The sequence below is a fragment of the Fibrobacter sp. UWEL genome (assembly GCF_900142535.1).
GTDB lineage: Bacteria > Fibrobacterota > Fibrobacteria > Fibrobacterales > Fibrobacteraceae > Fibrobacter.
Genome location: NZ_FRBE01000029.1, coordinates 1 through 24,355, shown reverse-complemented (window position 1 = coordinate 24,355; position 24,355 = coordinate 1). Strand labels below are relative to the sequence as shown.

The window sequence follows — 24,355 nt, the reverse complement described above, 5'->3', positions numbered from 1 at the left end:
TATCGTCCCCAGTTCTATTTCCGCACTACCGACGTTACTGGTACCATCCAGCTGCCGGAAGGTGTCGAAATGGTGACCCCGGGTGACACCGTGACCATCCACACCACTCTCATTGCCCCGATCGCAATGGAAAAGCAGCTCCGCTTCGCAATCCGCGAAGGTGGCCGTACCGTTGGTGCTGGTTCTGTAACCGAAATCATCAAGTAAGGAATTTACAATGGCTGGTGAACGCATTCGTATTCGCTTGAAGAGCTTCGATCATCGCATGATCGACCGCTCTGCTCAAGACATCGTGAATACAGCTAAGAACACTGGTGCCCGCATTGCTGGCCCCATCCCTCTGCCGACGAAGATCCAGAAGTATACGGTGCTCCGCTCTCCGCATATTAACAAGACTTCTCGTGAACAGTTCGAATCCCGTACGCACAAGCGTCTTATCGACATCCTTGATGCTACTCCGCAGACTGTAGATTCCCTCATGAAACTTGACTTGCCCGCAGGCGTTGAAGTCGAAATTAAGGTTTAATAACAATGAACGGTATTCTCGCAAAGAAATTGGGAATGACCCAAGTATTCACGGAACAGGGCGAATGCGTTCCTGTAACGGTTCTCGAAGCCGGTCCGTGCGTGGTTGTTTCCCACAAGACAGAAGAGAAGGACGGCTATACTGCTGTCCAGATCGGCTTTGGTCTCAAGAAGGAACAGCGTGCCAACAAGGCAGAAATCGGCCACTTTAAGAAGGCTGACGTTGCTGTTCGTGAACACCTCGCTGAATTTGATGTCGCTGATCTCGAATCCTGGCCGGTAGGCAAGGAATTCGGTGCTGCTGATTTCGCTGACGCTAAGGTCGTCAACGTTTCCGGTATCTCCAAGGGTCACGGCTTCTCTGGTACCATCAAGCGCCACAACTTCCACAGCGGTCCTCGTTCCCATGGTACGCACAATATGCGCGAACCGGGTGGTACTTCCGCTCACTCCTATCCGGGTCGTGTTTTCCCGGGTAAGCGCATGGCTGGCCAGTTCGGTAACAAGAAGGTTACCGTTAAGCACCTCCAGGTCGTTAAAGTTGATGGCGACCGCAACCTGATCTTCGTCCGTGGCGCAGTCCCCGGTGCAAAGAACAGCATTATCGTGGTGAGGAAAGACTAATGGCTACTAATGCAAAGCTTTTCGCCGCTACTGGCGACTACAAGAATGAAATCCAGCTTCCGGCAATGTTCGAGGAAGAAGTCAACAAGGTTTGCATGTACTTGCATATCAAGGCTATCCTGAACAACAACCGTCAGGGCACTGCTCAGACCAAGAACAAGTCCTCCGTTAGCGGTGGTGGTCAGAAGCCTTGGAAGCAGAAGGGTACCGGCCGCGCTCGTTCCGGTCAGAACACCTCTGCAGTTTGGGTTCGTGGTGCTAAGGCTCACGGTCCTAAGTCTCATGACTACTTCGAAAAGGTGAACAAGAAGGTCAAGAAGATCGCTTTCCACTCTGCTCTGTCCGCTAAGGCTGCAGAAGGTAAGGTGGTTGTGTTCGAAGCTCTCAGCTTCGCAGCTCCCAAGACCAAGGATCTCCTTTCCGTTCTCGTTAAGGCTGGTCTGGAACAGCGTAACGCTCTCTTCATCGTGAGCGACAAGGACGCTAACCTCTACCTGTCTTCCAACAATATCCCTTGGTGCCGTTGCGCTCGCGTTGCTGACGTCAACACCTACGATATCGTTCGTGCAAACAACGTTGTTATCTCTCAGGCTGCTCTCGCAGAACTTGAAGGAGGCCGCTAATGGCTGAAATTCACGAAATTCTCGTTGCTCCGCACATCACCGAAGACGCTGCCAAGGTTATGGCTGCATCTAAGGGTGCAAAGAAGTACGTGTTCAAGGTTGCCAAGTCTGCTACCAAGACTGAAATCAAGGAAGCTATTGAAAAGCGTTTCAACGTTTCTGTTGACTCCGTCAATACCTTGATCAACCGTGGTAAGATGAAGCGTGTCCGTATGGGCATGGCTGCTGGCAAGAAGTCCAACTGGAAGAAGGCCTACATTACTTTGAAGGCCGGTCAGTCCATCGCTGAGTTCGAAGGAGTATAATCATGGGTTTGAAGTCTTATCGCCCGCTTACCCCGACGCTTCGTTACAAGCAGATTGGTGACCGCAAGGAAATCACTGCTGAAAAGCCGTACAAGCCGCTTACCGAAGGTATCAAGCGTAGCTCTGGCCGTAACAACGCCGGTGAAATCACCTCCCGCCGTCGCGGTGGTGGTCACAAGAAGTTGTATCGTATCATCGACTTCAAGCGCAAGAACACTGGTTCCTGCACCGTCGAAACCGTTGAATACGATCCGAATCGTTCCGCACGTATCGCCCTCGTCAAGTACGAAGATGGCAAGCGCGCTTACATCATCGCTCCGGCCGAAATCAAGGTTGGCGATGTGCTGAATGCTGGCGAAGGTTCCGCATTCCGCCTGGGTAACGCTCTTCCCCTCCGCGAAATTCCGCTGAACACCATCATTCACAACATTGAAATGAAGCCGGGCAAGGGTGCCCAGATTGCTCGTTCCGCTGGTGCCGGTGCAGAACTGGTTGCTAAGGATGGCAAGCTGTGCCAGGTTCGTCTCCCGAGTGGCGAAGTTCGCTACATCCCCGAAGACTGCCTCGCTACCGTTGGTCAGGTTTCCAATGTCGATCACATGAACGAATCTTCCGGTTCTGCTGGCCGTTCTCGCTGGCTCGGTAAGCGTCCCGCTGTCCGCGGTGTCGTGATGAACCCGGTTGACCATCCGCTTGGTGGTGGTGAAGGTCGTACCTCTGGTGGTCGTCATCCCTGCTCTCCTTGGGGTAAGAACTCTAAGGGTGCAAAAACTCGTAACAATAAGCGTACCGATCGTTTCATCGTTCGTCGTCGTCAGAAGAGGGCCTAATTCATGTCTAGATCCCTTAAGAAAGGTGCGTTCGTGGATTCCCACGTTCTCGTCAAAGCTCAGGCAATGGCTGGTTCCGACAAGAAGCAGGCCATCAAGACCTGGTCTCGTCGTTCCACCATCATCCCCGATATGGTTGGTCTCACTTTCTCCGTCTATAACGGCAAGCAGTTCATCCCTGTTTACGTAACCGAAAACATGGTCGGTCACAAGCTCGGTGAATTCTCCCTGACCCGTACTTTCAAGGGTCACCGTAAGACTGAAGCTGCTGGAGGCAAGAAATAATGCAAGCTGTCGCTAAAGTGAAAAACGTTCGCTACGGTGTTCGCAAGCTGCGTCGCGTTGTCGACCTGGTTCGCGGCAAGTCCGTTGCAGAAGCATTCGCAATGCTTTCCATCCTCCACACGCAGACCAAGGGCGCTCCCCTGGTAGAAAATGCTCTGAAGTCCGCTGTTGCTAACTTCAAGCAGAAGTCTGCCGGTGCTGTTGCTGTCGAAGAACTGGTCATCAAGACCATCACTGCCGACGGTGCAACCATCATGAAGCGCATCCATCCGCGTTCTCAGGGTCGTGCTTTCCGTATCGAAAAGCCGCTCTCTCACATCACAGTCGTTGTGGCCAACAAGGAGTAATTAAAATGGGTCAGAAAACTCATCCGAATGGTCTTCGTCTTGGCGTTATCCGCGGCTGGGAATCCAAGTGGTATGCCGAAGACAAGTTTGCCGATCTTCTTTATGAAGACATCGTGCTCCGTCGCTACTTGATGAAGCGCTTCGAACATGCTTCCCTGTCCAAGGTTGGCATCGAACGTACCGTCAAGAAGGTGAACGTCAACCTCTTTACCGCTCGCCCGGGTATCGTTATCGGTCGTAAGGGCGAAGAATTGGAGAAGCTGAAGGGCGAACTCCAGTTCCTCACCGGAAAAGAAATCTATATTAACGTCCAGGAAATCAAGCGTCCCGACGCCGACTCCAAGCTCGTCGCCGAAAACATCGCTCGTCAGCTCGAAAAGCGTATTTCCTTCCGTCGCGCTATGAAGCGCGCCATCCAGAACGCAATGCGCGCTGGTGTGGAAGGTATCAAGATTCAGTGCGGCGGCCGTCTCGGTGGTGCTGAAATCGCCCGCGTTGAAAAGTATGCTGAAGGCCGCGTGCCTCTGCACACTCTTCGTGCAGACATCGACTACGCTACTGCTATCGCTAAGACCGTTTACGGTGCTATCGGTATCAAGGTGTGGATCATGCACGGCGAAAAGATTGGTAAGGACGTCATGTCCGATAACAAGAGAGAGAAGTAATATATGCTGAGTCCTAAAAGAACATTACATCGTAAGCAGATGAAAGGCCGCATGAAGGGCGTCGCCTCTCGCGGTAACTCCATCGCCTTCGGCGAATTCGGCATTCAGGCTCTCGAAAAGTGCTGGCTCACTGCTCGTCAGATTGAAGCTGCTCGTATCGCCATGACTCGTAAGATCAAGCGCGGTGGCCGCGTTTGGATCCGCGTCTTCCCCGACAAGCCGATTACTCGCCATCCTGCTGAAGCTCGTATGGGTAAGGGTAAGGGCGCTGTCGAATTCTGGGCAGCCGTCATCCTCCCGGGTCGCATCATTTTCGAAATGGGTGGTGTTGAACGTGAACTGGCACTGGAAGCTCTCCACGTTGCCGCACAGAAGCTCCCCCTCAAGTGCAAAATCATCGAAGAATCGGAGATCTAATGAAGGCACGTGAATTAAAGGAACTGGGCGTTGACCAGCTCAAGGAAAAGCTGGCCCAGTTGAATCTCGATCTGTTCAACTACCGCATGGCTGCAAAGCTCGGTAGCTTGGAAAAACCCTCTTTGATTGCTGCGACCCGCAAGGACATCGCTCGCGTCAAGACCATCCTCACCGAAAAGGCCAAGGCTTAAGCCAGGCAGGAGCAGGAAATGGAAAGAAACCTTCGTAAGGTTAAGCAGGGTGTAGTCTCCTCTGACAAGATGGATAAGACCATCACGGTTGTGGTTGAAAACCGCAAGCGTCACCCGATGTACAACAAAATCATGACTACTACTAAGAAGCTCAAGGCTCATGACGAAAAGAATGAAGCCCAGGAAGGCGACTTGGTAGAAATCATGGAAACTCGTCCCCTCTCTGCAACCAAGCGCTGGCGTTTGGTCCGCATTGTGGAAAAGAAGAAATAATCTTTTTGGAGTAAGGCGAATATGATTCAAGAAGAAACCAGACTCGTCGTGGCCGATAACAGTGGTGCCAAGGAAGTCGCCTGCATCCGTGTTTTGGGTGGCACAAACCGTCGCTATGCTAGCATCGGTGATGTCATCAAGGTAGCCGTTAAAGACGCTATCCCCCAGAGCAAGGTGAAGAAGGGTTCCGTGGCAGACGCAGTAGTCGTCCGCACCCGTAAGGAAATCGCACGTCCGGATGGAACGCTGATCCGTTTCTCCGACAATGCAGTGGTTCTCATCAATAAGGAAGGTGAACCGCGTGGAACCCGTATTTTTGGACCGGTGGCTCGTGAGCTCCGCGACAAGAAGTACATGAAGATCATCTCCCTCGCACCTGAGGTTCTCTAATGGCTAACATCAAGAAGAATGATAACGTCAAGGTGATTTCCGGTGCCAACAAGGGCAAGACCGGCACCGTGATCAGTGTCAAGGGCGGCAAGGTGACCGTTAGCGGCGTTAACGTCTGCAAGCGTCACGAAAAGCCGAGCCAGACTAACCAGACTGGTGGCATCATCGAAAAGGAACTGCCGATCGACATTTCCAACGTGATGCTTCTCGAAGGCAACACTCCCGTTCGTACCCGCATCGCTCGCGAAGCTGGTAAGAAGGCTGTTCGCGTGAGCGTCAAAACCGGTAAGGCGGTATAACTATGAACCAGATGAAGCAATTTTATCTCGAAAAAGTCGTCCCGGCCTTGCAGCAGAAGTTTGCTTACAAGAACGTGATGGAAATTCCCCGCCTTCAGAAGATCGTGATCAACATGGGCGTGGGCGCTGCTTCCCAGAACCGTAAGGTTCTCGACGAAGCTGCAGACACTCTGACCGCTATCTCTGGTCAGAAGGCTGTCATTACCAATGCTAAGAAGGCTATCGCTAACTTCCACCTCCGTGAAGGTATCGGTATCGGTGCTAAGGTAACCCTCCATGGTGATAACATGTGGGACTTCCTGTTCCGCTTTATCAACATCGACCTTCCTCGTGTTCGTGACTTCCGTGGTCTCGCACGTCGTGGTTTCGATGGCATGGGTAACTTTACCCTGGGCATTAAGGAACAGACCATCTTCGTCGAAATCGATATCGACAAGATCTCTCGCACTTTCGGTATGGACATCTCTTTCGTCACCTCTGCAAAGACCGATGACGAAGGCCGTGCCCTGCTTGAAGAACTTGGACTCCCCTTCCGTAAGTAAGGTAATACCATGGCAAGCAAAAGAATGATTGAAAAATGCAAGCGTACTCCGAAGTATACCGTTCGTGGGTACAACCGTTGCAAGCGTTGCGGTAGGCCGCACGCCTTTATGCGCCGCTTTGGCCTTTGCCGTATTTGCTTCCGCGAAATGGCACTCGCCGGCGAAATCCCCGGTATCACTAAGTCTTCTTGGTAAGGAGAGTATACTCATGGCAATGACAGATCCTATCGCCGATATGCTCACCCGTATCCGCAATGCCTCTACGGCAAAGCTCCCCGTGGTGGACATTCCCGCCAGCAACCTGAAGCGCGAAATTGCACGCGTGCTGCAGGAAAAAGGTTTCATTAAGAAGTTCGTCGTAGTTGAAGATGGCAAGCAGGGCATCCTGAAGGTCCTCCTCCGCTACACCAATGGCGAATCTGCAATCCAGGGCATCCAGCGCGTGTCTACGCCGGGTCTTCGTCACTACGTTGACGCAGCCAAGCTTCCTCGCGTTCGTAACGGCCTCGGCTTTGCTATCATCTCCACCTCTAAAGGCGTCATGACTGACCACGAAGCTCGCAAGGAAAATGTGGGCGGCGAAGTCATCGCAAAGGTTTGGTAAAGATGTCCCGTATCGGTAAAGCTATTATCAACGTTCCGGCAAACGTAAAGGTTGCCATCAATGGTCAGAACATCAAGGTTGAAGGCCCCCTCGGCAAGCTCGAAGCTGACGTTCACGAACTGATCGCTATCAAGTTCGAAAACAACCAGCTGTCCTTCACCCGTCCTGACGATCAGAAGTTCACCCGTGCTATTCACGGCACCACTCGCGCTCTCGTTGCCAACATGGTCGAAGGCGTGACCAAGGGTTTCGAAAAGATTCTCGAAATCGTTGGCGTTGGCTACCGTGTAGAACAGAAGGGTAAGGACCTGAACCTCGTTCTCGGTTTCTCTCACCCGGTTATCTACCAGGCACCGGAAGGCGTTGAACTGAAGGCTGTTGATCCTCTGAAGATTTCCATCAAGGGTATCGACAAGCAGAAGGTCGGCCAGGCTGCAGCAGAAATTCGCAAGTACCGTCGTCCTGAACCGTATAAGGGCAAGGGCATCAAGTACGCTGGCGAAATTGTCCGTCGCAAGCAGGGTAAGAAGACAGGTAAATAAGGGTAAACTATGACTGCAATTGCTAAGAAAAGAATCCAGTCCAGAATCGCACGCCACGCTCGCGTACGCAAGTCTGTCGTCGGAACTGCAGAATGCCCTCGTTTGGCTGTTCGCCGTTCCTTGTCTCACATGGTCGCCCAGATTATCGATGACGCAAACAACAAGTCTATCGCTCAGCTCTCCACTACTTCCAAGGATTTCCAGGGTAAGTTTGGTGAAATGACGAAGTCTGAACAGAGCAAGCAGCTCGGTCTCTTGATTGCTGAAGTCGCCAAGTCCAAGGGCATTGAATCCGTGGTCTTTGACCGCGGCGGTTACATCTATCATGGTCGCGTTCAGGCCCTTGCAGAAGGTGCTCGTGAAGGCGGCTTGAAGTTCTAATTGAGAGGTACACTTTGGAACGCGAAGCTCAAGTTTCTGAATTTGAAGACAAGGTTGTACACATCAACCGTTGCGCTAAGACTGTTAAGGGTGGTCGTCGCATGTCCTTCTCCGCTCTCGTTGTCATCGGCAACAAGAATGGCAAGGTCGGCGTAGGCCTCGGCAAGGCTAAGGAAGTTTCCGAAGCTATCCGTAAGGGTACCGAAGCTGCTCACCGTAACATCGTTGAAGTCCAGCTCCTGGACGGCACCATCCCTCATGACATCGAAGTCAAGAGCGGTGCAACCCGCATCCTCCTGATGCCGGCTGCTCCCGGTACCGGTGTTATCGCTGGTGCTGCAGCCCGTGCAGTTCTCGAACTCGCCGGTGTGCGCAACATCCTCACCAAGATTCACGGTTCCTCCAATCCGAGCACTGTCGTAAGCGCTTGCATTGAAGGCCTTGTTTCTCAGAAGAACAAACAGGACTGCGCAGCTCTGCGCGGTGCTAACGCCTAAGGGGTAATACAATGAAGAAAGTTCGTATTACTTTGATCAAGGGTATCGTCCGTCGCCTCCCGATGCATCGTGCAAACGTTGCAGCTCTGGGTCTCCGCAAGATCGGACAGACTGTTGAACACAATTTGACCCCCAGCATCCAGGGCATGATCAACGCCGTGGCTGACATGGTTAAGGTCGAGGAGATCTAAGATGGAACTCAATACTCTCAATCCTGGCAAGGCCAAGGTCGTTAAGCGCAAGCGTATCGGCCGTGGTCCGGGTTCCGGTTGGGGCACCACTGCTGGCCGTGGTCAGAAGGGTGCAGGTGCTCGTAAGAGCGCTAAGGCCGGTCGTGTCGCTTTTGAAGGCGGCCAGATGCCTATCCACCGTCGTATCCCGAAGCGTGGTTTCAAACATGCTGGTGTCGAATTCCAGATCGTGAACCTCAAGAAGCTTGCTTCTTGCAGCGTTGTGGACTTCGATGCACAGTCTCTGTTCGATCAGGGCTTCATCCGTAACGTCGAACAGCCGGTCAAGGTCCTCGCTTTTGGTACCATTGACAAGGCTATCAATGTCAAGGTAGACGCTATCAGCGAAAAGGCAAAGGCTGCCATTGAAGCTGCTGGCGGTAAAGTCGAGATCATCTAATGGAAGCTCTCAAGAAAGCTATTGATGCGTTCGTCAATGCCTTCAAGATAGAAGACCTGCGTAAAAAGCTCCTTTTTACGCTGGGTTTTCTTATCATTTATCGCGTTGGTGCTCACATCACCATCCCCGGAGTGAACTCTGCTGTTCTGGCTGAGTACTTCCGTAATTCGAACAACTTGTTCGGCTTGTACGACTCCTTTACGGGTGGTGCTTTCGCGAAGGCGACTGTATTTGCCCTGGGTATCATGCCCTACATTAGCGCGAGCATCATCATTCAGTTGATGGGCTCCGTTTTTCCTGCGATCCAGACCCTGCAGAAGGAAGGACAGGAAGGGCGCGCTAAGCTGAACCAGTACACCCGCTACTTCACTGTGGCTTTGGCTGCTTTGCAGGGCTGGGGTATTTCAGTTTGGCTATCCAGTCTTAAGGTTTCCACGGCCGTCGCATCCAATGTGTCCGTCCTCGCTGACGACTTCACTTCTGGTGCCGGCGTCCTTGGTTTCCGTTTGTTAGCTACCCTGACCTTCACCGCTGGTACGATCTTTGTGATGTACCTTGGCGAGCAGATTACCTCCCACGGTGTCGGTAATGGTATCTCTCTCATCATCTTCGCCGGTATCGTCGGCGGCCTTCCCAGTGCCGTCTTCCGTGAAGTGGAAATGTTTAAGGAAGGCATTCAGCCTCTCGCTGTGGAAGTATTCATACTGGCAGCGGTGGTCGCAATTGTCGGCTTTATCGTTTTCGTTGAACAGGCGAACCGTCGCATTCCACTCCAGAGTCCTCGTAGGACTGTTGGAAGCAAAGTTATGGGCGGTCAGTCCAGCTATTTGCCCTTCAAGGTCAATACCGCTGGTGTGATTCCCGTGATTTTCGCATCCTGCATTATGTTCATTCCGGCCATGATCGCATCCTGGTTCCCGAATGTTTCAGCAATGCAGTCCTTTGCGTCTGCTTTCATCCCGGGTCACATTTCCTATAGTGTGATCTTTGCACTCCTCATTATCTTCTTCACCTTCTTCTACACAGCAATTCAGTACAACCCCAACGATATTGCTGAAAATCTGAAGAGGTCCGGTGGATTTATTCCGGGAGTACGTCCGGGCAAGCAAACTGCAGAGTATATTGACCATGTTCTAACCAGAATTTCTCTGCCTGGGTCCCTTTTCCTCGCTTTAATCAGCGTCGGACCTCTGCATATGAAAGACGCTCTCAATATGAGTTTCTATATTGGGGGTACCTCGGTCCTGATCGTGGTAGGTGTTGCACTTGATACTCTTCGCCAGCTCGAAGCTCAACTGCATACCAAAAACTATGAAGGTTTCCTGAAACGTGGCCGCATTCGCGGCAGGATGGCAAGTTAGTGGCTAAAGAAGAAGGCATTCAAGTAGAAGGTGTTGTGTTGGAAGCTCTCCCCAACGCTTTCTTCCGTGTCCAGCTCGGAAATGGTCACGAAATCCTTGCTCATGTTTCCGGAAAAATGCGTCGGCATTTCATTCGAATTTTGCCCGACGACAAAGTGTTGGTTGAGATTTCTCCCTACGACCTCAATCGTGGAAGAATCACATACCGTTACAAGTAATAGGTATTTTCAAAGAAGGTCAAACCTATGAAAATCAAAGCCTCCATCAAACCCAGATGTGAAAACTGCAAGATCATCCGTCGTAAGGGTGTATTGCGCATCATCTGTTCGAAGAACCCCCGTCACAAGCAGAAGCAGGGATAAGGAGATCGTATGGCACGTATCGCTGGTGTCGATTTACCGAGAAACAAGACTGTTGAATACGGTCTGACGGCAATCTATGGCGTCGGTCTGTTCACCGCTAATAAGGTCTGTGCTCAGCTGGGCATTGACAAGAATAAGAAGTGTGACGACCTGACTGAAGAAGAACAAGGTAAGATTCGTCATCTTCTGGAAGACGAATACTCTGTGGAAGGTCAGCTCCGCGCAGAAGTTACCCTGAACATTAAGCGTCTGCAGGATATTGGTTGCTACCGTGGTATCCGCCACCGTAAGGGCCTCCCGGTCCGCGGTCAGCGTTCCCGCACCAATGCTCGTACTCGTAAGGGTCCGAAGAAGACTGTGGCTAACAAGAAGAAGTAAGGAGTTTTATCGTGGCTGAAGAAGTAATTAATGAAACTGCTGCCGCTGTTGAAGCTCCGGCTGCTGAAGAAGTTAAGGTTAAGAAGGGCAAGCGTCGCGTTGACCTCCAGGGTATCGCATGCGTCTTCGCTTCCTTCAACAACACTATCGTCTCTATTACCGATGCTCGCGGTAACGTTGTAGCTTGGGGCTCTCCCGGTAACTCCGGTTTCAAGGGCTCTCGTAAGAGCACTCCGTTTGCTGCACAGCTCGCTGCTGAAGTCGCTGCTCACAAGGCTTTCGACCTCGGTATGCGTAAGGTTGATGTCCGCGTTAAGGGCGCAGGTGGTGGTCGTGAATCCGCTGTCCGTGCAATCAAGAATGCGGGCCTCGAAGTTCTCTCTATTCGAGACGTGACGGGCGTTCCTCACAACGGTTGCCGTCCTAAAAAGAAGAGAAGAGTCTAATTTAAAGAGGTATCGCCAATGATGTGGAAATCACTTCAGATGCCGCGCAGCTTCCAGAAAGTGGAAACCGGCGAAGACGGACGCTATGCTAAGTTCGTAGTAGAAGCATTGGAACGTGGCTGGGGTATTACCCTCGGTAACGCTCTCCGTCGTACGCTCCTTTCCTCTCTGCAGGGCGCGGCCATTGTCTCCGTGAAAATCGAAGGCGTTGACAAGGAATTTTCGACGATCCCGGGTGTTAAGGAAGATGTCACCGATATCATCCTTAATCTCAAGAGCATCCGCGTCAAGCTCCTGTCTGACCACGACGAAACCCTTCGCCTGGATATGTCCGGCGATGGCGAAGTCACGGCAAAGCACTTCATGGACAATCCGAACGTTGCAGTGCTCACTCCGGATGTTCATATCGCAACATTGAACGGTAACGCTTCGCTGTCCTTGGAAGTCAAGATTTCCAGCGGCCGCGGCTATGTCACTGCTGACGAATTGAAGGATAAGGACGCTCCTATCGGCGTAATCGCCATGGACGCCAACTTCAACCCGGTGCAGAAAGTGGCAATGCACATCAGCGATACCCGCGTTGGCCAGAAGACGGACTACAACCGTCTGGAACTCGAGATTACTACTGATGGTTCCATCGATCCCGAAGACGCTTTGGCATATGCTGCAAAGCTTCTCGTCGATCACCTGGAAATCTTCATCAACTTCGAAGGCGATCTGGAATCTCCTGAAGAACTTGAAATGGATGAAGAACGTCAGCGTATTGCTCAGCTCCTGCGCACCCGCGTGGACGATCTGGAACTTTCCGTTCGCTCCAGCAACTGCCTCCGTATGGCAAACATCCATACCGTTGGCGAACTTGTGCGCAACAAGGAAAACGATATGCTCAAATACAAGAACTTCGGTCGTAAGTCCTTGGTTGAACTTAACGAAGTATTGACCTCCATGGGCCTCAGCTTTGGTATGGACGTCGATGACTACTTGAAGGATTAAAAATGAGACACGGTGTAAAAAACAAGAAACTCGGCGTTAACGCCCAGCACAAGCGTGCCATCCTCCGCGCTCTTACCACCTCCATTCTTGGAAAGGGTATGGAAGCCGAACAGGGCAACCGCTACGTGCGCACCACTCTCCACAAGGCTAAGCTCGTTCGTAGCTATGTGGAACGCATGATTACCTATGCAAAGAAGGGTGACCTTTCTGCACGTCGTGAAGCAGCTCGCTTCGTGATGGACCCGAAGGTTCTCCAGGATTTGTTCAACACTATCGGCCCGCGCTATGCTTCCCGTAACGGTGGTTATACCCGTATCCTGAAGCTCGGCCCGAACCGCGCTGGTGACGCTGCTGAAATGGCTCTCATCGGTCTCGTCGAAGACGAAATCGTTGTGAAGACCAAGAAGACTGCTGACGCTGCAAAGCCCGAAGCTGTCGACATGGTTGAAGGCGAAAGCAAGAACTAATCCATAGCGTAAAAAGCTTAAAAAAGTCCGGTCGCAAGGCCGGGCTTTTTTTATGCCCGTAATTGTTCATGAATCACAGGCGCCTGAAATCTTGAATACTTGTTTTTTGTATTTTTAACGAACATTTATCGATATATGGATTTTTGATGCAACGTTTAATCGCTGTTCTTCTTTTGTTGTGTGTGGGCGTATTCGCTGCCGAGTCTTCTTTCGGTAGCCTGTCCTCCGTGAAGGCTTCTGGGCCTTCGTCCCGCAGTAGCATTGCCCTGACGCCCGCTTCTGCGGAAGTGGCCGTGGATTCCAGCTACATTCTTGGCCCTGGCGACTTTCTGGATGTAATGCTTGAGAACAGCTACCTGACGGTTCAGGTGGCTCCCGATGGTACCATTGCCATTGAGGAATGTGGCGTAGCCAATATTGGCGGGAAGACTCTTGCGGAAGCGAAGGAGTTGATCCTGGACCTTGCTGCAAGGCGATATAAGCGTGAGTTCTGCTATGTGCAGCTGGCTGCCCTCAAGAAGTTCAAGGTGAATGCCATGGGTGCAGTGGGCCAGATTGGCCAGCACATGGTGGACCCCCAGACTCGTTTGAGCTATTTCATCCGTCAGATGGGCGGTACGGTGACCCGCGCCAACACGGAAGATGTGCAGGTGATTCGCGGTAAGGATACGCTCCATGTGAACTACAGCGCCATGTCCATCGATGGAAATTTCGATGATGATATCATGCTGGAACAGGGCGACAAGATTTATGTTCCTTATGTGGGCTTGGGTGATAACGTGGCCATGATTTTCCCGGGCTACAAGACCAGCGTTGCCTATAAGGAAGGCAGGACCCTCCAGGAATATTTTGAACTGGCTGGTGGCGCAAGACTTCACAGCTTTGGCTATAAGGCTGCCTGCGTGCGTGAACCGGGCAAGGCTCCCCGCTGGATTTCCGTTACCGAGATGGGTAGCACTGTTGTTTCTCCCAACACGGAAGTGGAATTCTCCGTACAGGAAATGCTTGTGTATGTGGGCGGTGCAGTGAACTTCCTGGGTCGTTACCCTTACGATCCGTCCTGGCGTGTGCTGGACTATGTGGCGGCCGCGGGCTTGAACACCATTTCTGGTTCCTGGAGCCAGATTAGGATTTGGCGCGGTACGGAACCGGAAGCAATTTCTGTGAATGTGGCCACCGATCAGGTGATGCCTGGCGACTACATCGAAATTCCCAAGAGTCATTACGAGTCTTTCAAGGACTTCACCTTGTTCCTTGCATCGCTCCTGACTGTGCTCTCCTCTGCCTTCATCATTTACGTTAACTACAAGTAGGCTTTATGGAAAAGCAGGCTTCTGCTGGTTTTATTGAAATCATCCTTCGTGTGATGAACAACTGCTTGAGACGTTTCAAGCTGTGGCTGTTTATTTTGTTGTTCCCTACCATTGTGGCCTTTGTGCTGGTGATGTGGGTGATCAAGCCTGTATATGCCGCTGTCGCAGTGGTAACACCTCCGGCTGCTTCTCAGAGCGCCTTGAGCGGGCTTAGCTCCATGCTGGGCGGCGCATCCGGTAGTGTCAGTTCCCTTCTGGGTCTTGGTACTGCAGATGAAGACGCCAATGCGGTCTGGACTATCATCAATTCCTGGGAACTTCATAACCAGGTCATCGAGAAGTTTAACCTGGCTGAACATTACGAGTTCGACGGCAAGTTCCATGCGGATTTGCTGAAGCAGTTCCGCCAGAGCTTTGGCGTGGAAGTGAACAAGGAAGATATGTTCGCCATCTCCATGGAGGACGAGGACTACAAGCTGGCCGCCCAGATGGTGAGATTCATCCTGGAAAAGACGGACTCCGCCTTCAACGCCTTCAAGACTTCCCAGGCAAGGCAGTCTCGCCTTTACTTCCAGTCCCGCCTAGATTCCTGCACCCACACGCTGGATTCCCTCATCGACGATTTCGTGAAGTTCCAGGAAGAGAACAATATCTACGATCCGGAAGTTCAGCTGGAATCTACCCTCAAGTACTTGAGCACCTTGCAGTCCAGACGTGAAGAAGTGTCCATGGAAATGGCTTTCGAAAAGGCTGACCGCGGTGAAGGCAGCAGACGTTACGACGAATTGAACAAGCGCTACAAGGGCGTAAATACCGCATTGAACGGCGCCGTGAACGGAAAGCACAAGGACCTGGGTCTTGTCTCCCTGAAGAAGTCTCCGGAACTGGGTGCTGAATACGTCCGTCGCGAAACTGAAATCCGCGTGCAGGAAGCCATGTACAAGCTGCTTCGCCAGCAGAGCGAACAGATGCGCATGGAAGAAGCAAAGATGCTGACGAACCTCCATGTGCTGGAACCGCCTTGGGAAAACGACAAGAAGATTTACCCTCTCCGTGGCGTGACCTTGATGTTTACTTTCATGGTGTCTTTCATCTTTGCCACCATCATCTGCAATATCCTGGGTTACCTGGAAGACGAGGAAACTCGTGATTCCGAGACTGCAAGACAGTGGAAGGCCTTCAAGGGTCACTTCTCCAGAAAGAAGGCATAAGATATGTTTTCCTGGATAATGGAATATCCGGAAACTTCAGTCTCTGTGGTGGTCACGCTTTTCTGCCTGGTCCGTGTGGCCTTGCTGAAGCGAGACTTCTTTAGCCCCATCTCCATTTACTGCTTTACCCAGTTCCTGACCTTGGGTATTTCCTTCTTGCGTCTTGACCCTGCCATGACGGATTTCCACGCCAGGACCTGGATGGTCTGGATTCTCGGGCTGGTGTCTTTCTGCGGGGGATGTTTCTTGGTGACGCAGTATGCTAGGTCTAAGCGCATTCCCTGCGACTTGTCCAAGCCGTCTCCTCCCGAGGACTACAACTGGAATATCCATCTGTTCCTTTCCTTTGTGGCTTTCCTGTTCTTTATGGTGGGCGTCTACGGTGTGGTCCAGAAGGCGGGTAACTTGATTGTGTTTACCCCGAGCCCCGCGGATTGGATGAGCAAGGATGTGAACTACGGCTATTATGCCATCCTCCTGAGTAGCGGTCCCCTGGCGGTCTTGATGTTTGGGGTTGCGGCCTTCAAGAAGTTCAATAACAATGCCTTGGTGTGCAACATCTCGAAGATCATGGTGCTTTTGACCATTGCCATGAACTTGATGGCCTATCCCAACAGAACTTCACTGTTCTGTAACTTGGGCTTCCTGGTCATCATGTCCAACTTCCTGTATAAGCGTATTTCTCCCATTATTATTTCCCTGGCGTTGATTATCGCCATTGGAAGTTTTGTGGCTATCAGTAGCCTGCGTGCCCAGTATGGCGGAAGTGATATCAAGGGCAAGGCTATGGATGCGGTGATGAAGTTGCCCTACATGTACGTGGCCAACAACTACTGGAATTTGGATTATGCCATCAACCCGGCGAACGATGACGAAATTCATCCGCACACTTATGGCATAGACTTTTTTGCAGGCGTATTTGAGTACGCCCGAGTGAGCGGTAGCTTTAGGAACAGCTTCGGATGGGACGATGCCTTCAACGAAAAGATCCAGAAGGTGTACGGCTTCAATACGGTAAACTACCTATGGGAAGTGTACAAGGATTTCCATCTGGTAGGTTGCTGCCTGTTCCCGCTGCTTTGTGGCATGGCCCTCACGCTATTGCACTTGCGACTGTGCGGTAAGTATAGCCCCAGGCAGATTGCCCTCTATACGCTGTTCATTTACTTCGTTGGATGGTGGTTCTTTACGGCGGGCTACAAGCAGGGACTTTACTGCATTTGGGTGGCCTATATCTACTTTGCCACAACGATTTGTGCCGGGCGTAACAGACTCGTGAGAGTCTCTACGGAAACGAAGGCTTTACCAGCCGAAGCGCCTGTGCTTGATAAAGTAGACGGCCAATTGCAGGCTCAGCAGTAAATCACCTGTCAAAGTCAGGAGGGGGATGTAACTGTTGGAGAGCACTCGCGCTCCAATGAGACATACCGCTATGTTCACGACACCGCCTGCGGTAATCATGATACCATAGGTCCAGGTCCGCTTTTCCTTAAGCATGGTGGAGATCATCCCCATGCGGGTGGCCTGAAGGATGAGGGACAGTGCCAGAATTCTCAGGCAGAAACAGCTGGTTGCAAGGACGTCGTTTGTCCAGGGGGCTGCAAAGAAGATGATTCTGAGGGTGTATTCCGGGAACAGCCAGAAGGGGCTGGAGACTGCGGCAATGAACAGGGTAAATACTGCCTGGTCCCGAAGGTGCAGGGTCTTGCTATCCGTCTGGTGCAGGGTAATGAGGCTACTGGAAATGAAGTGGACCATGAGCCCCGAAGCGAGAATGATTAGTTTGTGTGCAAAGTTGTAGGACCCGAGAAAAGATTCCGAGGCGAAACTTGCCACAGTATAGAGACCCACCGGCAGGTAGGCAAAGCTAGCGAGACTTGAAAGAGCGTAAGGGCATGCGGATTTGAACATCAGCGCAAAGAACTTCCTGGTATGAAGTCCTATGCGCAGGACCTTGGCAGTAAAGGCCTGGCCCACGCCGAATCCAAATGCGGGTAACGCAGCCACCACCATGGCGCCTGCGATAGCGGGGATGGAATCGAAGTGGAGATACCACAGGGCGATTCCCATAATGGTGGTGTAGGAGATGGTGTGGAGAACTTTGGACAGGAGCAGTTTTTTCCAGAAGTTTCCGCAGATGAAGTACCAGTCAAAGAAGGCGTGCTGGAAAAGCAATCCTAGCGCAAGAATCAGCTCTCCGTAAAATACTGGACTATCCCACCTGCAGATAAAGGCGAAAGCCACCATCGTGAGGGCCGCCAAGGCGGTCATGGAAAGTCGTAACTGGAGAACGTTTATAAAAAGCCTGCCCTGGGTAGCCCGCTTGCCAAAAAAGGCCAAAATCAGGGTTGCCATGCCAAAATCCGCTAGTGCGCAGAAGATGGTATAGTCACTTTGTAAAATTCCGAAGTATCCAAACTTTACAATTCCCAAATTAGAAGCGATAATATTTTGGACGAGGACGGAAACTCCCTGGATGAGGATGTTCACCAGTGAAATGAAAATTCCGATTCGTATGTTCTTTAACGCTTGCAACGGTGGGTAAAATTAGATGTTTAAAATCCAAATGTCTTTCGCATTTTGTATCTTTGGGTGCAAAATCGCGAGAGTGGCGGAATTGGCAGACGCGCCAGACTTAGGATCTGGTACCTCGGTGTGTGGGTTCGACTCCCACCCCTCGCATGTTTTTAACATCTAATATAAATCGATTATCGGAGTTCATAATGAGCGTTGAAATCAAAGAAACTAGCGCCACTTTGCGCACCCTCGAAATTTCCATTCCGCAGGCTGACCTGACTGCTCCCTTCGAAAAGAAGGTGAACCAGTACAAGAAGCAGGTTACCCTGAAGGGTTTCCGCCAGGGCATGGTTCCCAAGGCAATGATCCTGAAGCAGTTTGGTGAATCCATCCGTCACGAAGTTGTTGATGAAACCATCAACAAGATCGTCCAGGAAGAACTGAAGAAGGCTAACATCATTCCCGTTGGCGCCATGAAGGTTGTTGATTTCAACGACGACAAGACCGCAGACATCACTCTGAAGGTTGAAGTCGAAATGGATCCGGAAATCGATATCAAGGGTTATGCCGACACCGGTATCACCGTTCCCGCTACCGCAGTGAGCCAGGAAGAAATCGACGCTGAATACAACCGTCTGATGCAGATGTGGAGCAAGGACGAACACGTTGACCGTGCAGCAGCAAAGGGCGACGTTGTCGTTGGTAACTACATCGAAGTCATCATTGACGGCGAAAAGCAGGAACTCCCTGAAAACCGCGAATTCCGTTCTCTCCTCGGTGAATCCGCTTCTCCGGGATTCGACGCTGGTCTCAATGGCGCATCTGCCGGCGAAACCAAGGAAATCAACTTCCAGTATCCGGAAGACCACAAGGACGAACGCTATCGCGGTAAGACCGCTCAGTTCAAGGTCGAAGTTACCGACGTTCGCGCCATCGTTCCTCCCACCATGGACGAAGCTTTCTTCGAACAGGTTGGCGTCAAGGATGTGGAAGACCTGAAGAAGAACCTTGCTGATGGCATCGAAAACCAGAAGAAGGACGCAGTGAAGAACAAGGCTATCAACGAAGCTATCGACAAGCTCATCGAAGCTAACCCGTTCGAAGTGCCCCAGGCTCGCGTAAACGACCTGATCCGCTGGTCCATCAACCGTAACGTCCAGAACGAAAAGGACGCTGTGGAACCCACCGAAGAACAGATCAAGGTTCTGGCTCCGGAAGCTGTTCGCGAAATCAAGAAGCATCGCATTCTCGAATTCGTTGCAACTGCCGAAAAGATCAAGCCGACTCAGGCTCTGGTTGACGAACGTCTCCAGGCTATGGCAAACGCATATCACGTGGACTTCGAATCCCTGAAGGCCCACTTCCGTCAGTCCGGCCGCATCAATGCTATGCGCGACGAACTCCGCATCCAGATGGCTGCAGACTTCATCGTTGGCATTCGTGCTGCTGCTGAAGAAACTAAGTAAGAGGTAAACTCATAATGATCATTCCTACCGTCATCGAGACCACCGGACGCGGTGAACGCGCCTATGACATCTACTCCCGCCTCCTCAAGGAGCGCATCATCTTCTTGGGTACTCCCATTAACGATGAAGTGGCCAACAATGTCATGGCCCAGCTGATTTTCCTTGAATACGAGAATCCGGAGAAGGATATCACGCTGTATATCAACAGCCCTGGTGGTTACGTTTCGGCAGGTTTGGCCATTTACGATACCATGCAGCATGTTCGTCCGAACATTGCTACCATCTGTATCGGTAGTTGCGCCTCGATGGCTGCCGTGCTCCTCGCTGCAGGAACCAAGGGCAAGCGTTATGCTCTGCCTCACTCCCGCATCATGCTGCACCAGCCGTCTGGCGCTGCCACCGGTCAGTCTACCGATATTCAGATTACCGCCAAGGAAATCGTCCGCACTAAGGACACCCTGGCAGAAATCGTTGCCAAGCATACTGGCAAGCCTATTGAAGAAGTTCGCACCAAGACCGACCGCGACTTCTACATGAGTCCCGAAGAAGCCAAGGAATTTGGCGTCATCGATGAAATTTTTGTGCCGCGTAAAGAGGGAATTTAATGTATCGTAGCGGGAAGAACCACCCCACCGTGACTTGCAGTTTTTGTGGCAAGCCGGCAGAGCAAGTCGAGAAGATGATTACTGGTGCAGGCGTGCATATCTGCAGCGACTGCGTATCCATGTGCCATCGCATTATCGAAGAGGATCGTTCCCGCCGTGTACAGGAAGAGGCTGCTGCTGAAATCGCTTCTAAGCCTCTGCCCCTTCCCAGCCAGATCAAGGAACACCTGGACGAATTCGTCATCGGACAGGACCAGGCCAAGATGGCTCTTTCTGTAGCGGTTTACAACCATTACAAGCGTCTCCGTTACAAACAAACTCATAATTCCAAGAACGATGTGGAAGTGGATAAGTCCAACCTCCTGCTGGTGGGCCCCACGGGTTCCGGTAAGACTCTCCTTGCCCAGACCATGGCGCGTTTCCTGGATGTGCCCTTTACCATTGCCGACGCTACCGTCCTTACGGAAGCGGGCTATGTGGGCGAAGACGTAGACAGCATTATCGTGCGCCTGTTGCAGGCTGCCGATTACGATGTTGCCCGTGCCGAACGTGGCATCATCTTTGTTGACGAAATTGATAAGATTGCCCGTAAGACTGCCAACCCCTCCATTACCCGCGACGTAAGCGGTGAAGGTGTTCAGCAGGGCCTTTTGAAGCTTCTGGAAGGTACCGTGGCGGCCGTTCCCCCTAAGGGTGGCCGTAAGCACCCGGAACAGCCCTTGGTGCAGGTGAATACCCGCAACATCCTGTTTATCTGCGGTGGCGCCTTCGAAACTTTGGACAAGATTATTGCCCGCCGCGTCAATCAGGGCGGTATGGGCTTTGGCGCTGACATTCGTAGTTCCGAAGAAAATACCCTGAGCGAACTGTTCAAGGTGATGGAACCGGATGATTTGATCCAGTTCGGTTTGATTCCCGAAATCGTGGGACGTTTGCCCATCGCTGTTGCCTTGGAAGAACTGGACGAAGCTGCCCTTTTGAATATTCTGACCCAGCCTAAGAACGCTCTGGTAAAACAGTACAAGAGATTGTTTGAAATGGACGGCGTGGAACTGGAATTTACTGACGACGCCCTGAAGGAAATCGTGCGTGAGACCATGGTCCGTAAGACAGGTGCCCGCGGCCTTCGTTCCGTGATGGAAAAGGCCCTTCAGCGTTTCATGTTTACCATTCCCGGATCCGGTACCAAGACTCTTTCCGTTACTGCAGAAATGGTTCGCGAAGGCTTGACCCCGGCAAGTACCGCAGTTGCTGCCGCCCCTAAGAAAGGTCGCAAGAAAGCTTCCTAACTTCGATCTGGTTCCGCTTGAATTTTAGCGGGCCATTGGAGAAACGATTTTGGCTCTTGACGTAAATAAGACATATCCGTTGCTTCCCCTGAGGGACGCTATTGTATTTCCGCTGACCACCCGCCGCATTCTGGTGGGTAGGGAAATTTCCCTGAAGGCACTGGAATACGCCGAAGCCCACGGTAACGAAATTATTCTTTCTGCTCAAAAAAATATCGAGCTGGAAGAAATTGCGAATCCCATGTTGGATCTTTATTCCGTAGGTGTACTTGCCCGCGTAAGCAACGTGACTCCGTTCCCCAATGGTTGCGTGAAGGTGGTGTTGGAAGGTGAGACCGTGGTGGACCTCCGCTCCATTGCACAGGAAAAGGGTTTCCTGCAGGTTACGGTTTCCGAACGTAATCCTAAGATTCAGCTGGCCGACAAGAGCGAGAATTTTGAACTGGTGCTGAACCAGTTTAAGGAATACTCCATGCACCGCAATATTGCGGAAGGTATGGTGGATGCCCTGTTCACCATGGATAGCCACCTGAATGCTTTCTATGGCATGATTCCGTTCCTTCAGGTTTCTCTGGATGAACGCCAGACTCTTCTGGAAATCGGGAACATCAACGACCTGGCTAATCGCCTCCTGCAGATTATGCAGATGGCTTCCAGCAATGACACCCTGATGGTGAAGGTCCAGCAGAATGTCCGCCAGAAGATGGCCCAGCAGCAGAAGGAATGGTTCATCTCCGAACAGATCCGTCAGCTCCAGGATGAACTGGATGGCGAAAACGGTCAGTCCGAACCGGATCAGCTTTTGAAGAAGCTGAAGGAAAAGAAGTTTGCTCCCGCCATTCAGGAAAAGCTGGAAGAAGAAATTTCCCGCATGCGCATGATGCAGCCCACTTCTCCGGAATACGCCGTGAGCCGTAACTATCTGGATTGGTTCCTCACGCTTCCGTACAATGTGTACACCGACACCGTCCTGAACATGAAGAAGGTGAAGTCCGAACTGGATGCAAAGCATTTCGGGCTGGACAAGGTGAAGGACCGCATCATGGAATACATCGCTGTTCTGAAGCTTACGGGCACGGAACGTCGCGCTCCCATCCTTTGCCTGGTAGGTCCTCCGGGCGTTGGTAAGACCACTCTGGTGGAATCCATCGCCAAGGCCATGCAGCGCAATTTCGTCCGCATCACCTTGGGTGGCGTCCGTGACGAAGCTGAAATTCGCGGTCATCGCCGCACTTACATCGGCGCCATGCCGGGTCGTTTCATTCACGCATTGAAGCGCGCCAAGTGCATGAATCCCATCATCCTTCTGGATGAAATCGACAAGATGGCCAGCGATTTCCGCGGCGATCCTGCCAGCGCCATGCTTGAAGTTTTGGACCCGGAACAGAACCACGACTTTACCGACCACTTTATGGAAGTGGGTCTGGACTTGTCCCGTGTGCTGTTCATCGCTACCGCCAATAACGAAAACCAGATTCCCGAAGCTCTCCACGACCGTCTGGAAATGGTGCGCCTGCCGGGCTACTATCCCCACGAAAAGGAAAAGATTGCGTCCAACTATCTGGTGCCCCGCATTTGCGAACGTACCGGCGTGAAGCTGGGTGAGGACATCGCCTTCTCCGACGAAATTGTCCGTAAGGTTATCCGCGACTGGACCCGCGAAGCAGGCGTCCGCGAGCTGGAACGTACCTTGGAAAACGTGGTTCGCCATCGCGCGAAAGACATGGTCATGGGCAAGAAGTTCCAGAAGGATCTGACCGAAAAGACTTTGCAGGAATACCTGGGCGCTCCCCGCTTTATCGGTAGCACCCTGCCTGAATCTGGCCGCCCGGGCATCGTGACGGGCCTTGCCTGGACAAGCGTGGGCGGAGAAATCCTTCCCATCGAATGCATGCTGCTCTCCGGCAAGGGCGCCCTCATTATGACGGGTAAGCTGGGTGACGTGATGAAGGAATCCGCCCAGATTGCGCTTTCCCTGGTTCGCGAACGTCTGCAGCGCTTTGGCATCGACCCTGCCATCGTGAAGAAGACCGACATCCACATTCACGTACCCGAAGGCGCTGTTCCCAAGGACGGTCCTTCCGCCGGTATCGCACTCACGCTTTGCCTCCTTTCCGCGTTCACCCGCCATCCTATTCCCACGGACATCGCCTTCACTGGCGAAGTAAGCCTTACGGGCAACTGTCTGGCTATCGGTGGCCTCAACGAAAAGGCTCTGGCTGCACTCCAGGCTGGCGTGAAGACCTTGCGTCTCCCTGCCCAGAATCAGAAGGATGTGGACGAACTCCCGGCACCTGCAAAGAAGGGCCTGAAGATCTTCACCCACAAGCATATCGATGAAATCATTAAGATTTTGTTTAAGGGAGTGAAGGTGAGTGCTTCGGATTTGAATGCGCAGGTTTCGCCTGCTAGCGCAGGCTCTGCCGCAAAAAATTCTGAAGACGATGAGGATGTTGAATCCGAAAAGCCTCAGAAGACGGCTGTGAAAAAGCCTGCAAAGGTTTCACCTAGGAAGCCTGGCAAGAAGAAATAAAAATTAAAGGACCGCAGTTTTTGCTGCGGTCTTTTTTGTAAGTTGGGGTTATGGAAGAGAATGCTGAAATGACAAATGAAAATGTCGTACCTTTTAAAGTAAATAAGGTAGGCGTTATCATCTGCATGATTGAAAATATGGCTTTAGGAATCTTTCCGTATTTTTGGTATAAAAGGGAAGTGGCTGTAAATGAAGCTTATGGGTATGAAAATATGGATAGCTTCAATTACATCGGTGAAAGAATGGCTGAATGTTTTTTGCCGTTATCGCTTGCGGTGCCATTGTCCTTGGTTTACTTGTTTTGCTTAAGAGGTGTTAAAACCTACGAAGGTTTATTTGTAATTTCTATGGGCTCTTCATCAACATGTGTGGGTGGCTTCGCCACCCTTTTTTGTTGACTTTCGCCTAAATTAAACAAAAAATGGGCTATTTTCTAAAATTTAA

At 51.7% G+C, this 24,355-nt stretch carries 37 protein-coding genes, 1 tRNA gene and 1 pseudogene; 38 read left to right on the top strand and 1 reads right to left on the bottom strand.

Translation table 11 applies throughout. From position 1 onward, the window contains the following. From tuf to BUB59_RS13670, 32 genes and pseudogenes are all read left to right on the top strand, one after another. A pseudogene (gene tuf, locus BUB59_RS13825) lies at positions 1-207 on the top strand (elongation factor Tu); the annotation flags it as partial. Positions 208-217: 10 nt separating this feature from the next. After that, positions 218-526 (top strand): 30S ribosomal protein S10, encoded by a 309-nt coding sequence (rpsJ, locus tag BUB59_RS13820; protein ID WP_073057019.1) that lies wholly within the window; start codon positions 218-220, stop codon positions 524-526. Positions 527-531: 5 nt separating this feature from the next. Next, the gene (gene rplC, locus BUB59_RS13815; protein WP_073231014.1) at positions 532-1,149 is read left to right on the top strand and encodes a 50S ribosomal protein L3; all 618 of its coding nucleotides are present in this window, start codon (positions 532-534) and stop codon (positions 1,147-1,149) included. Beyond that, positions 1,149-1,772: a 50S ribosomal protein L4 gene (rplD, locus tag BUB59_RS13810; protein WP_073231011.1), complete on the top strand. Its 624-nt coding sequence runs from the start codon at positions 1,149-1,151 to the stop codon at positions 1,770-1,772. Before rplC ends, rplD begins: the two co-directional genes overlap by 1 nt. Further along, a complete protein-coding gene (rplW, locus tag BUB59_RS13805; protein WP_073231009.1) occupies positions 1,772-2,077 on the top strand; it encodes a 50S ribosomal protein L23 in 306 nt (101 codons plus the stop codon). The genes rplD and rplW overlap by 1 nt, the downstream gene beginning before the upstream one ends. A 2-nt stretch (positions 2,078-2,079) precedes the next feature. After that, complete coding sequence (rplB, locus tag BUB59_RS13800) at positions 2,080-2,907, top strand: 50S ribosomal protein L2 (protein WP_073231007.1); 828 nt, start codon at positions 2,080-2,082, stop codon at positions 2,905-2,907. A gap of 3 nt (positions 2,908-2,910) precedes the next feature. Continuing rightward, on the top strand, positions 2,911-3,192 hold the full coding sequence (gene rpsS / locus BUB59_RS13795) for a 30S ribosomal protein S19 (protein ID WP_073231005.1): 282 nt from the start codon (positions 2,911-2,913) through the stop codon (positions 3,190-3,192). Beyond that, positions 3,192-3,539 (top strand): 50S ribosomal protein L22, encoded by a 348-nt coding sequence (rplV, locus tag BUB59_RS13790; RefSeq protein ID WP_073231002.1) that lies wholly within the window; start codon positions 3,192-3,194, stop codon positions 3,537-3,539. Before rpsS ends, rplV begins: the two co-directional genes overlap by 1 nt. Before the next feature lie 5 nt (positions 3,540-3,544). Then, positions 3,545-4,204 (top strand): 30S ribosomal protein S3, encoded by a 660-nt coding sequence (rpsC, locus tag BUB59_RS13785; RefSeq protein ID WP_073231000.1) that lies wholly within the window; start codon positions 3,545-3,547, stop codon positions 4,202-4,204. Between the two features lie 3 nt (positions 4,205-4,207). Beyond that, entirely contained in the window at positions 4,208-4,621 is a 414-nt protein-coding gene (gene rplP, locus BUB59_RS13780) for a 50S ribosomal protein L16 (protein ID WP_073230998.1), read from the top strand. Beyond that, positions 4,621-4,812, top strand: a complete 192-nt coding sequence (gene rpmC, locus BUB59_RS13775) for a 50S ribosomal protein L29 (RefSeq protein ID WP_073230996.1) — start codon at positions 4,621-4,623, stop codon at positions 4,810-4,812. Before rplP ends, rpmC begins: the two co-directional genes overlap by 1 nt. 18 nt (positions 4,813-4,830) lie before the next feature. Next, positions 4,831-5,085, top strand: a complete 255-nt coding sequence (rpsQ, locus tag BUB59_RS13770) for a 30S ribosomal protein S17 (protein ID WP_073230994.1) — start codon at positions 4,831-4,833, stop codon at positions 5,083-5,085. A 21-nt stretch (positions 5,086-5,106) separates the two neighbouring features. Then, the gene (gene rplN, locus BUB59_RS13765; RefSeq protein WP_073159161.1) at positions 5,107-5,475 is read left to right on the top strand and encodes a 50S ribosomal protein L14; all 369 of its coding nucleotides are present in this window, start codon (positions 5,107-5,109) and stop codon (positions 5,473-5,475) included. Then, complete coding sequence (gene rplX, locus BUB59_RS13760) at positions 5,475-5,774, top strand: 50S ribosomal protein L24 (protein WP_073230992.1); 300 nt, start codon at positions 5,475-5,477, stop codon at positions 5,772-5,774. The genes rplN and rplX overlap by 1 nt, the downstream gene beginning before the upstream one ends. Before the next feature lie 2 nt (positions 5,775-5,776). Beyond that, positions 5,777-6,316 (top strand): 50S ribosomal protein L5, encoded by a 540-nt coding sequence (gene rplE, locus BUB59_RS13755; protein WP_073230989.1) that lies wholly within the window; start codon positions 5,777-5,779, stop codon positions 6,314-6,316. Positions 6,317-6,325: 9 nt separating this feature from the next. Further along, on the top strand, positions 6,326-6,511 hold the full coding sequence (locus BUB59_RS13750; protein ID WP_072980638.1) for a type Z 30S ribosomal protein S14: 186 nt from the start codon (positions 6,326-6,328) through the stop codon (positions 6,509-6,511). Positions 6,512-6,524: 13 nt separating this feature from the next. Beyond that, positions 6,525-6,920: a 30S ribosomal protein S8 gene (gene rpsH / locus BUB59_RS13745; RefSeq protein WP_073159155.1), complete on the top strand. Its 396-nt coding sequence runs from the start codon at positions 6,525-6,527 to the stop codon at positions 6,918-6,920. 2 nt (positions 6,921-6,922) lie between these two features. After that, the gene (gene rplF, locus BUB59_RS13740; RefSeq protein WP_073230987.1) at positions 6,923-7,462 is read left to right on the top strand and encodes a 50S ribosomal protein L6; all 540 of its coding nucleotides are present in this window, start codon (positions 6,923-6,925) and stop codon (positions 7,460-7,462) included. Between the two features lie 9 nt (positions 7,463-7,471). After that, entirely contained in the window at positions 7,472-7,843 is a 372-nt protein-coding gene (gene rplR / locus BUB59_RS13735) for a 50S ribosomal protein L18 (protein ID WP_073230985.1), read from the top strand. Between the two features lie 14 nt (positions 7,844-7,857). After that, positions 7,858-8,340: a 30S ribosomal protein S5 gene (rpsE, locus tag BUB59_RS13730; protein WP_073230982.1), complete on the top strand. Its 483-nt coding sequence runs from the start codon at positions 7,858-7,860 to the stop codon at positions 8,338-8,340. 11 nt (positions 8,341-8,351) lie between these two features. Continuing rightward, positions 8,352-8,531, top strand: a complete 180-nt coding sequence (rpmD, locus tag BUB59_RS13725) for a 50S ribosomal protein L30 (protein ID WP_073230980.1) — start codon at positions 8,352-8,354, stop codon at positions 8,529-8,531. Position 8,532: 1 nt separating this feature from the next. Next, positions 8,533-8,970, top strand: coding sequence for a 50S ribosomal protein L15 (gene rplO / locus BUB59_RS13720; RefSeq protein ID WP_073230978.1), 438 nt, complete (start codon positions 8,533-8,535; stop codon positions 8,968-8,970). Beyond that, entirely contained in the window at positions 8,970-10,331 is a 1,362-nt protein-coding gene (secY, locus tag BUB59_RS13715) for a preprotein translocase subunit SecY (protein ID WP_073230976.1), read from the top strand. Before rplO ends, secY begins: the two co-directional genes overlap by 1 nt. Beyond that, positions 10,331-10,549, top strand: coding sequence for a translation initiation factor IF-1 (gene infA, locus BUB59_RS13710; RefSeq protein ID WP_014546098.1), 219 nt, complete (start codon positions 10,331-10,333; stop codon positions 10,547-10,549). The genes secY and infA overlap by 1 nt, the downstream gene beginning before the upstream one ends. Positions 10,550-10,576: 27 nt before the next feature. Then, on the top strand, positions 10,577-10,693 hold the full coding sequence (gene rpmJ / locus BUB59_RS13705) for a 50S ribosomal protein L36 (RefSeq protein WP_014546097.1): 117 nt from the start codon (positions 10,577-10,579) through the stop codon (positions 10,691-10,693). 9 nt (positions 10,694-10,702) lie between these two features. After that, complete coding sequence (gene rpsM / locus BUB59_RS13700; RefSeq protein ID WP_073230974.1) at positions 10,703-11,071, top strand: 30S ribosomal protein S13; 369 nt, start codon at positions 10,703-10,705, stop codon at positions 11,069-11,071. A gap of 26 nt (positions 11,072-11,097) precedes the next feature. Then, positions 11,098-11,517 (top strand): 30S ribosomal protein S11, encoded by a 420-nt coding sequence (rpsK, locus tag BUB59_RS13695; protein WP_073231016.1) that lies wholly within the window; start codon positions 11,098-11,100, stop codon positions 11,515-11,517. Positions 11,518-11,535: 18 nt separating this feature from the next. Next, positions 11,536-12,510 carry a DNA-directed RNA polymerase subunit alpha gene (locus BUB59_RS13690; RefSeq protein ID WP_073230972.1) on the top strand — a complete coding sequence of 325 codons (975 nt, stop codon included), beginning with the start codon at positions 11,536-11,538 and terminating at the stop codon, positions 12,508-12,510. A gap of 2 nt (positions 12,511-12,512) precedes the next feature. Beyond that, a complete protein-coding gene (gene rplQ, locus BUB59_RS13685) occupies positions 12,513-12,977 on the top strand; it encodes a 50S ribosomal protein L17 (RefSeq protein WP_073230970.1) in 465 nt (154 codons plus the stop codon). Positions 12,978-13,123: 146 nt separating this feature from the next. After that, a complete protein-coding gene (locus tag BUB59_RS13680; RefSeq protein ID WP_073230968.1) occupies positions 13,124-14,290 on the top strand; it encodes a polysaccharide biosynthesis/export family protein in 1,167 nt (388 codons plus the stop codon). A gap of 5 nt (positions 14,291-14,295) precedes the next feature. Further along, entirely contained in the window at positions 14,296-15,501 is a 1,206-nt protein-coding gene (locus tag BUB59_RS13675; protein ID WP_073230966.1) for a GumC domain-containing protein, read from the top strand. A gap of 3 nt (positions 15,502-15,504) precedes the next feature. Continuing rightward, on the top strand, positions 15,505-16,863 hold the full coding sequence (locus tag BUB59_RS13670) for an O-antigen polymerase (protein WP_073230964.1): 1,359 nt from the start codon (positions 15,505-15,507) through the stop codon (positions 16,861-16,863). Here the strand turns inward: BUB59_RS13670 and BUB59_RS13665 are convergent. Then, the gene (locus tag BUB59_RS13665) at positions 16,804-18,036 is read right to left on the bottom strand and encodes an oligosaccharide flippase family protein (protein WP_073230961.1); all 1,233 of its coding nucleotides are present in this window, start codon (positions 18,034-18,036) and stop codon (positions 16,804-16,806) included. The two genes, BUB59_RS13670 and BUB59_RS13665, sit on opposite strands and share 60 nt — an antisense overlap. Positions 18,037-18,103: 67 nt before the next feature. Here BUB59_RS13665 and BUB59_RS13660 point away from each other — a divergent pair. The 6 genes from BUB59_RS13660 (at position 18,104) to BUB59_RS13635 (ending at position 24,309) form a co-directional block, all read left to right on the top strand. Continuing rightward, positions 18,104-18,183, top strand: a tRNA-Leu gene (locus tag BUB59_RS13660). Between the two features lie 41 nt (positions 18,184-18,224). Further along, entirely contained in the window at positions 18,225-19,484 is a 1,260-nt protein-coding gene (gene tig, locus BUB59_RS13655) for a trigger factor (protein WP_073230958.1), read from the top strand. Between the two features lie 14 nt (positions 19,485-19,498). After that, entirely contained in the window at positions 19,499-20,089 is a 591-nt protein-coding gene (locus tag BUB59_RS13650) for an ATP-dependent Clp protease proteolytic subunit (RefSeq protein WP_073230955.1), read from the top strand. Beyond that, a complete protein-coding gene (clpX, locus tag BUB59_RS13645; RefSeq protein ID WP_073230953.1) occupies positions 20,089-21,378 on the top strand; it encodes an ATP-dependent Clp protease ATP-binding subunit ClpX in 1,290 nt (429 codons plus the stop codon). Before BUB59_RS13650 ends, clpX begins: the two co-directional genes overlap by 1 nt. A gap of 49 nt (positions 21,379-21,427) precedes the next feature. Further along, positions 21,428-23,911, top strand: a complete 2,484-nt coding sequence (gene lon, locus BUB59_RS13640) for an endopeptidase La (protein WP_083540347.1) — start codon at positions 21,428-21,430, stop codon at positions 23,909-23,911. 50 nt (positions 23,912-23,961) lie between these two features. Then, positions 23,962-24,309: a hypothetical protein gene (locus BUB59_RS13635; RefSeq protein WP_143160414.1), complete on the top strand. Its 348-nt coding sequence runs from the start codon at positions 23,962-23,964 to the stop codon at positions 24,307-24,309. Positions 24,310-24,355 lie beyond the last annotated feature (46 nt).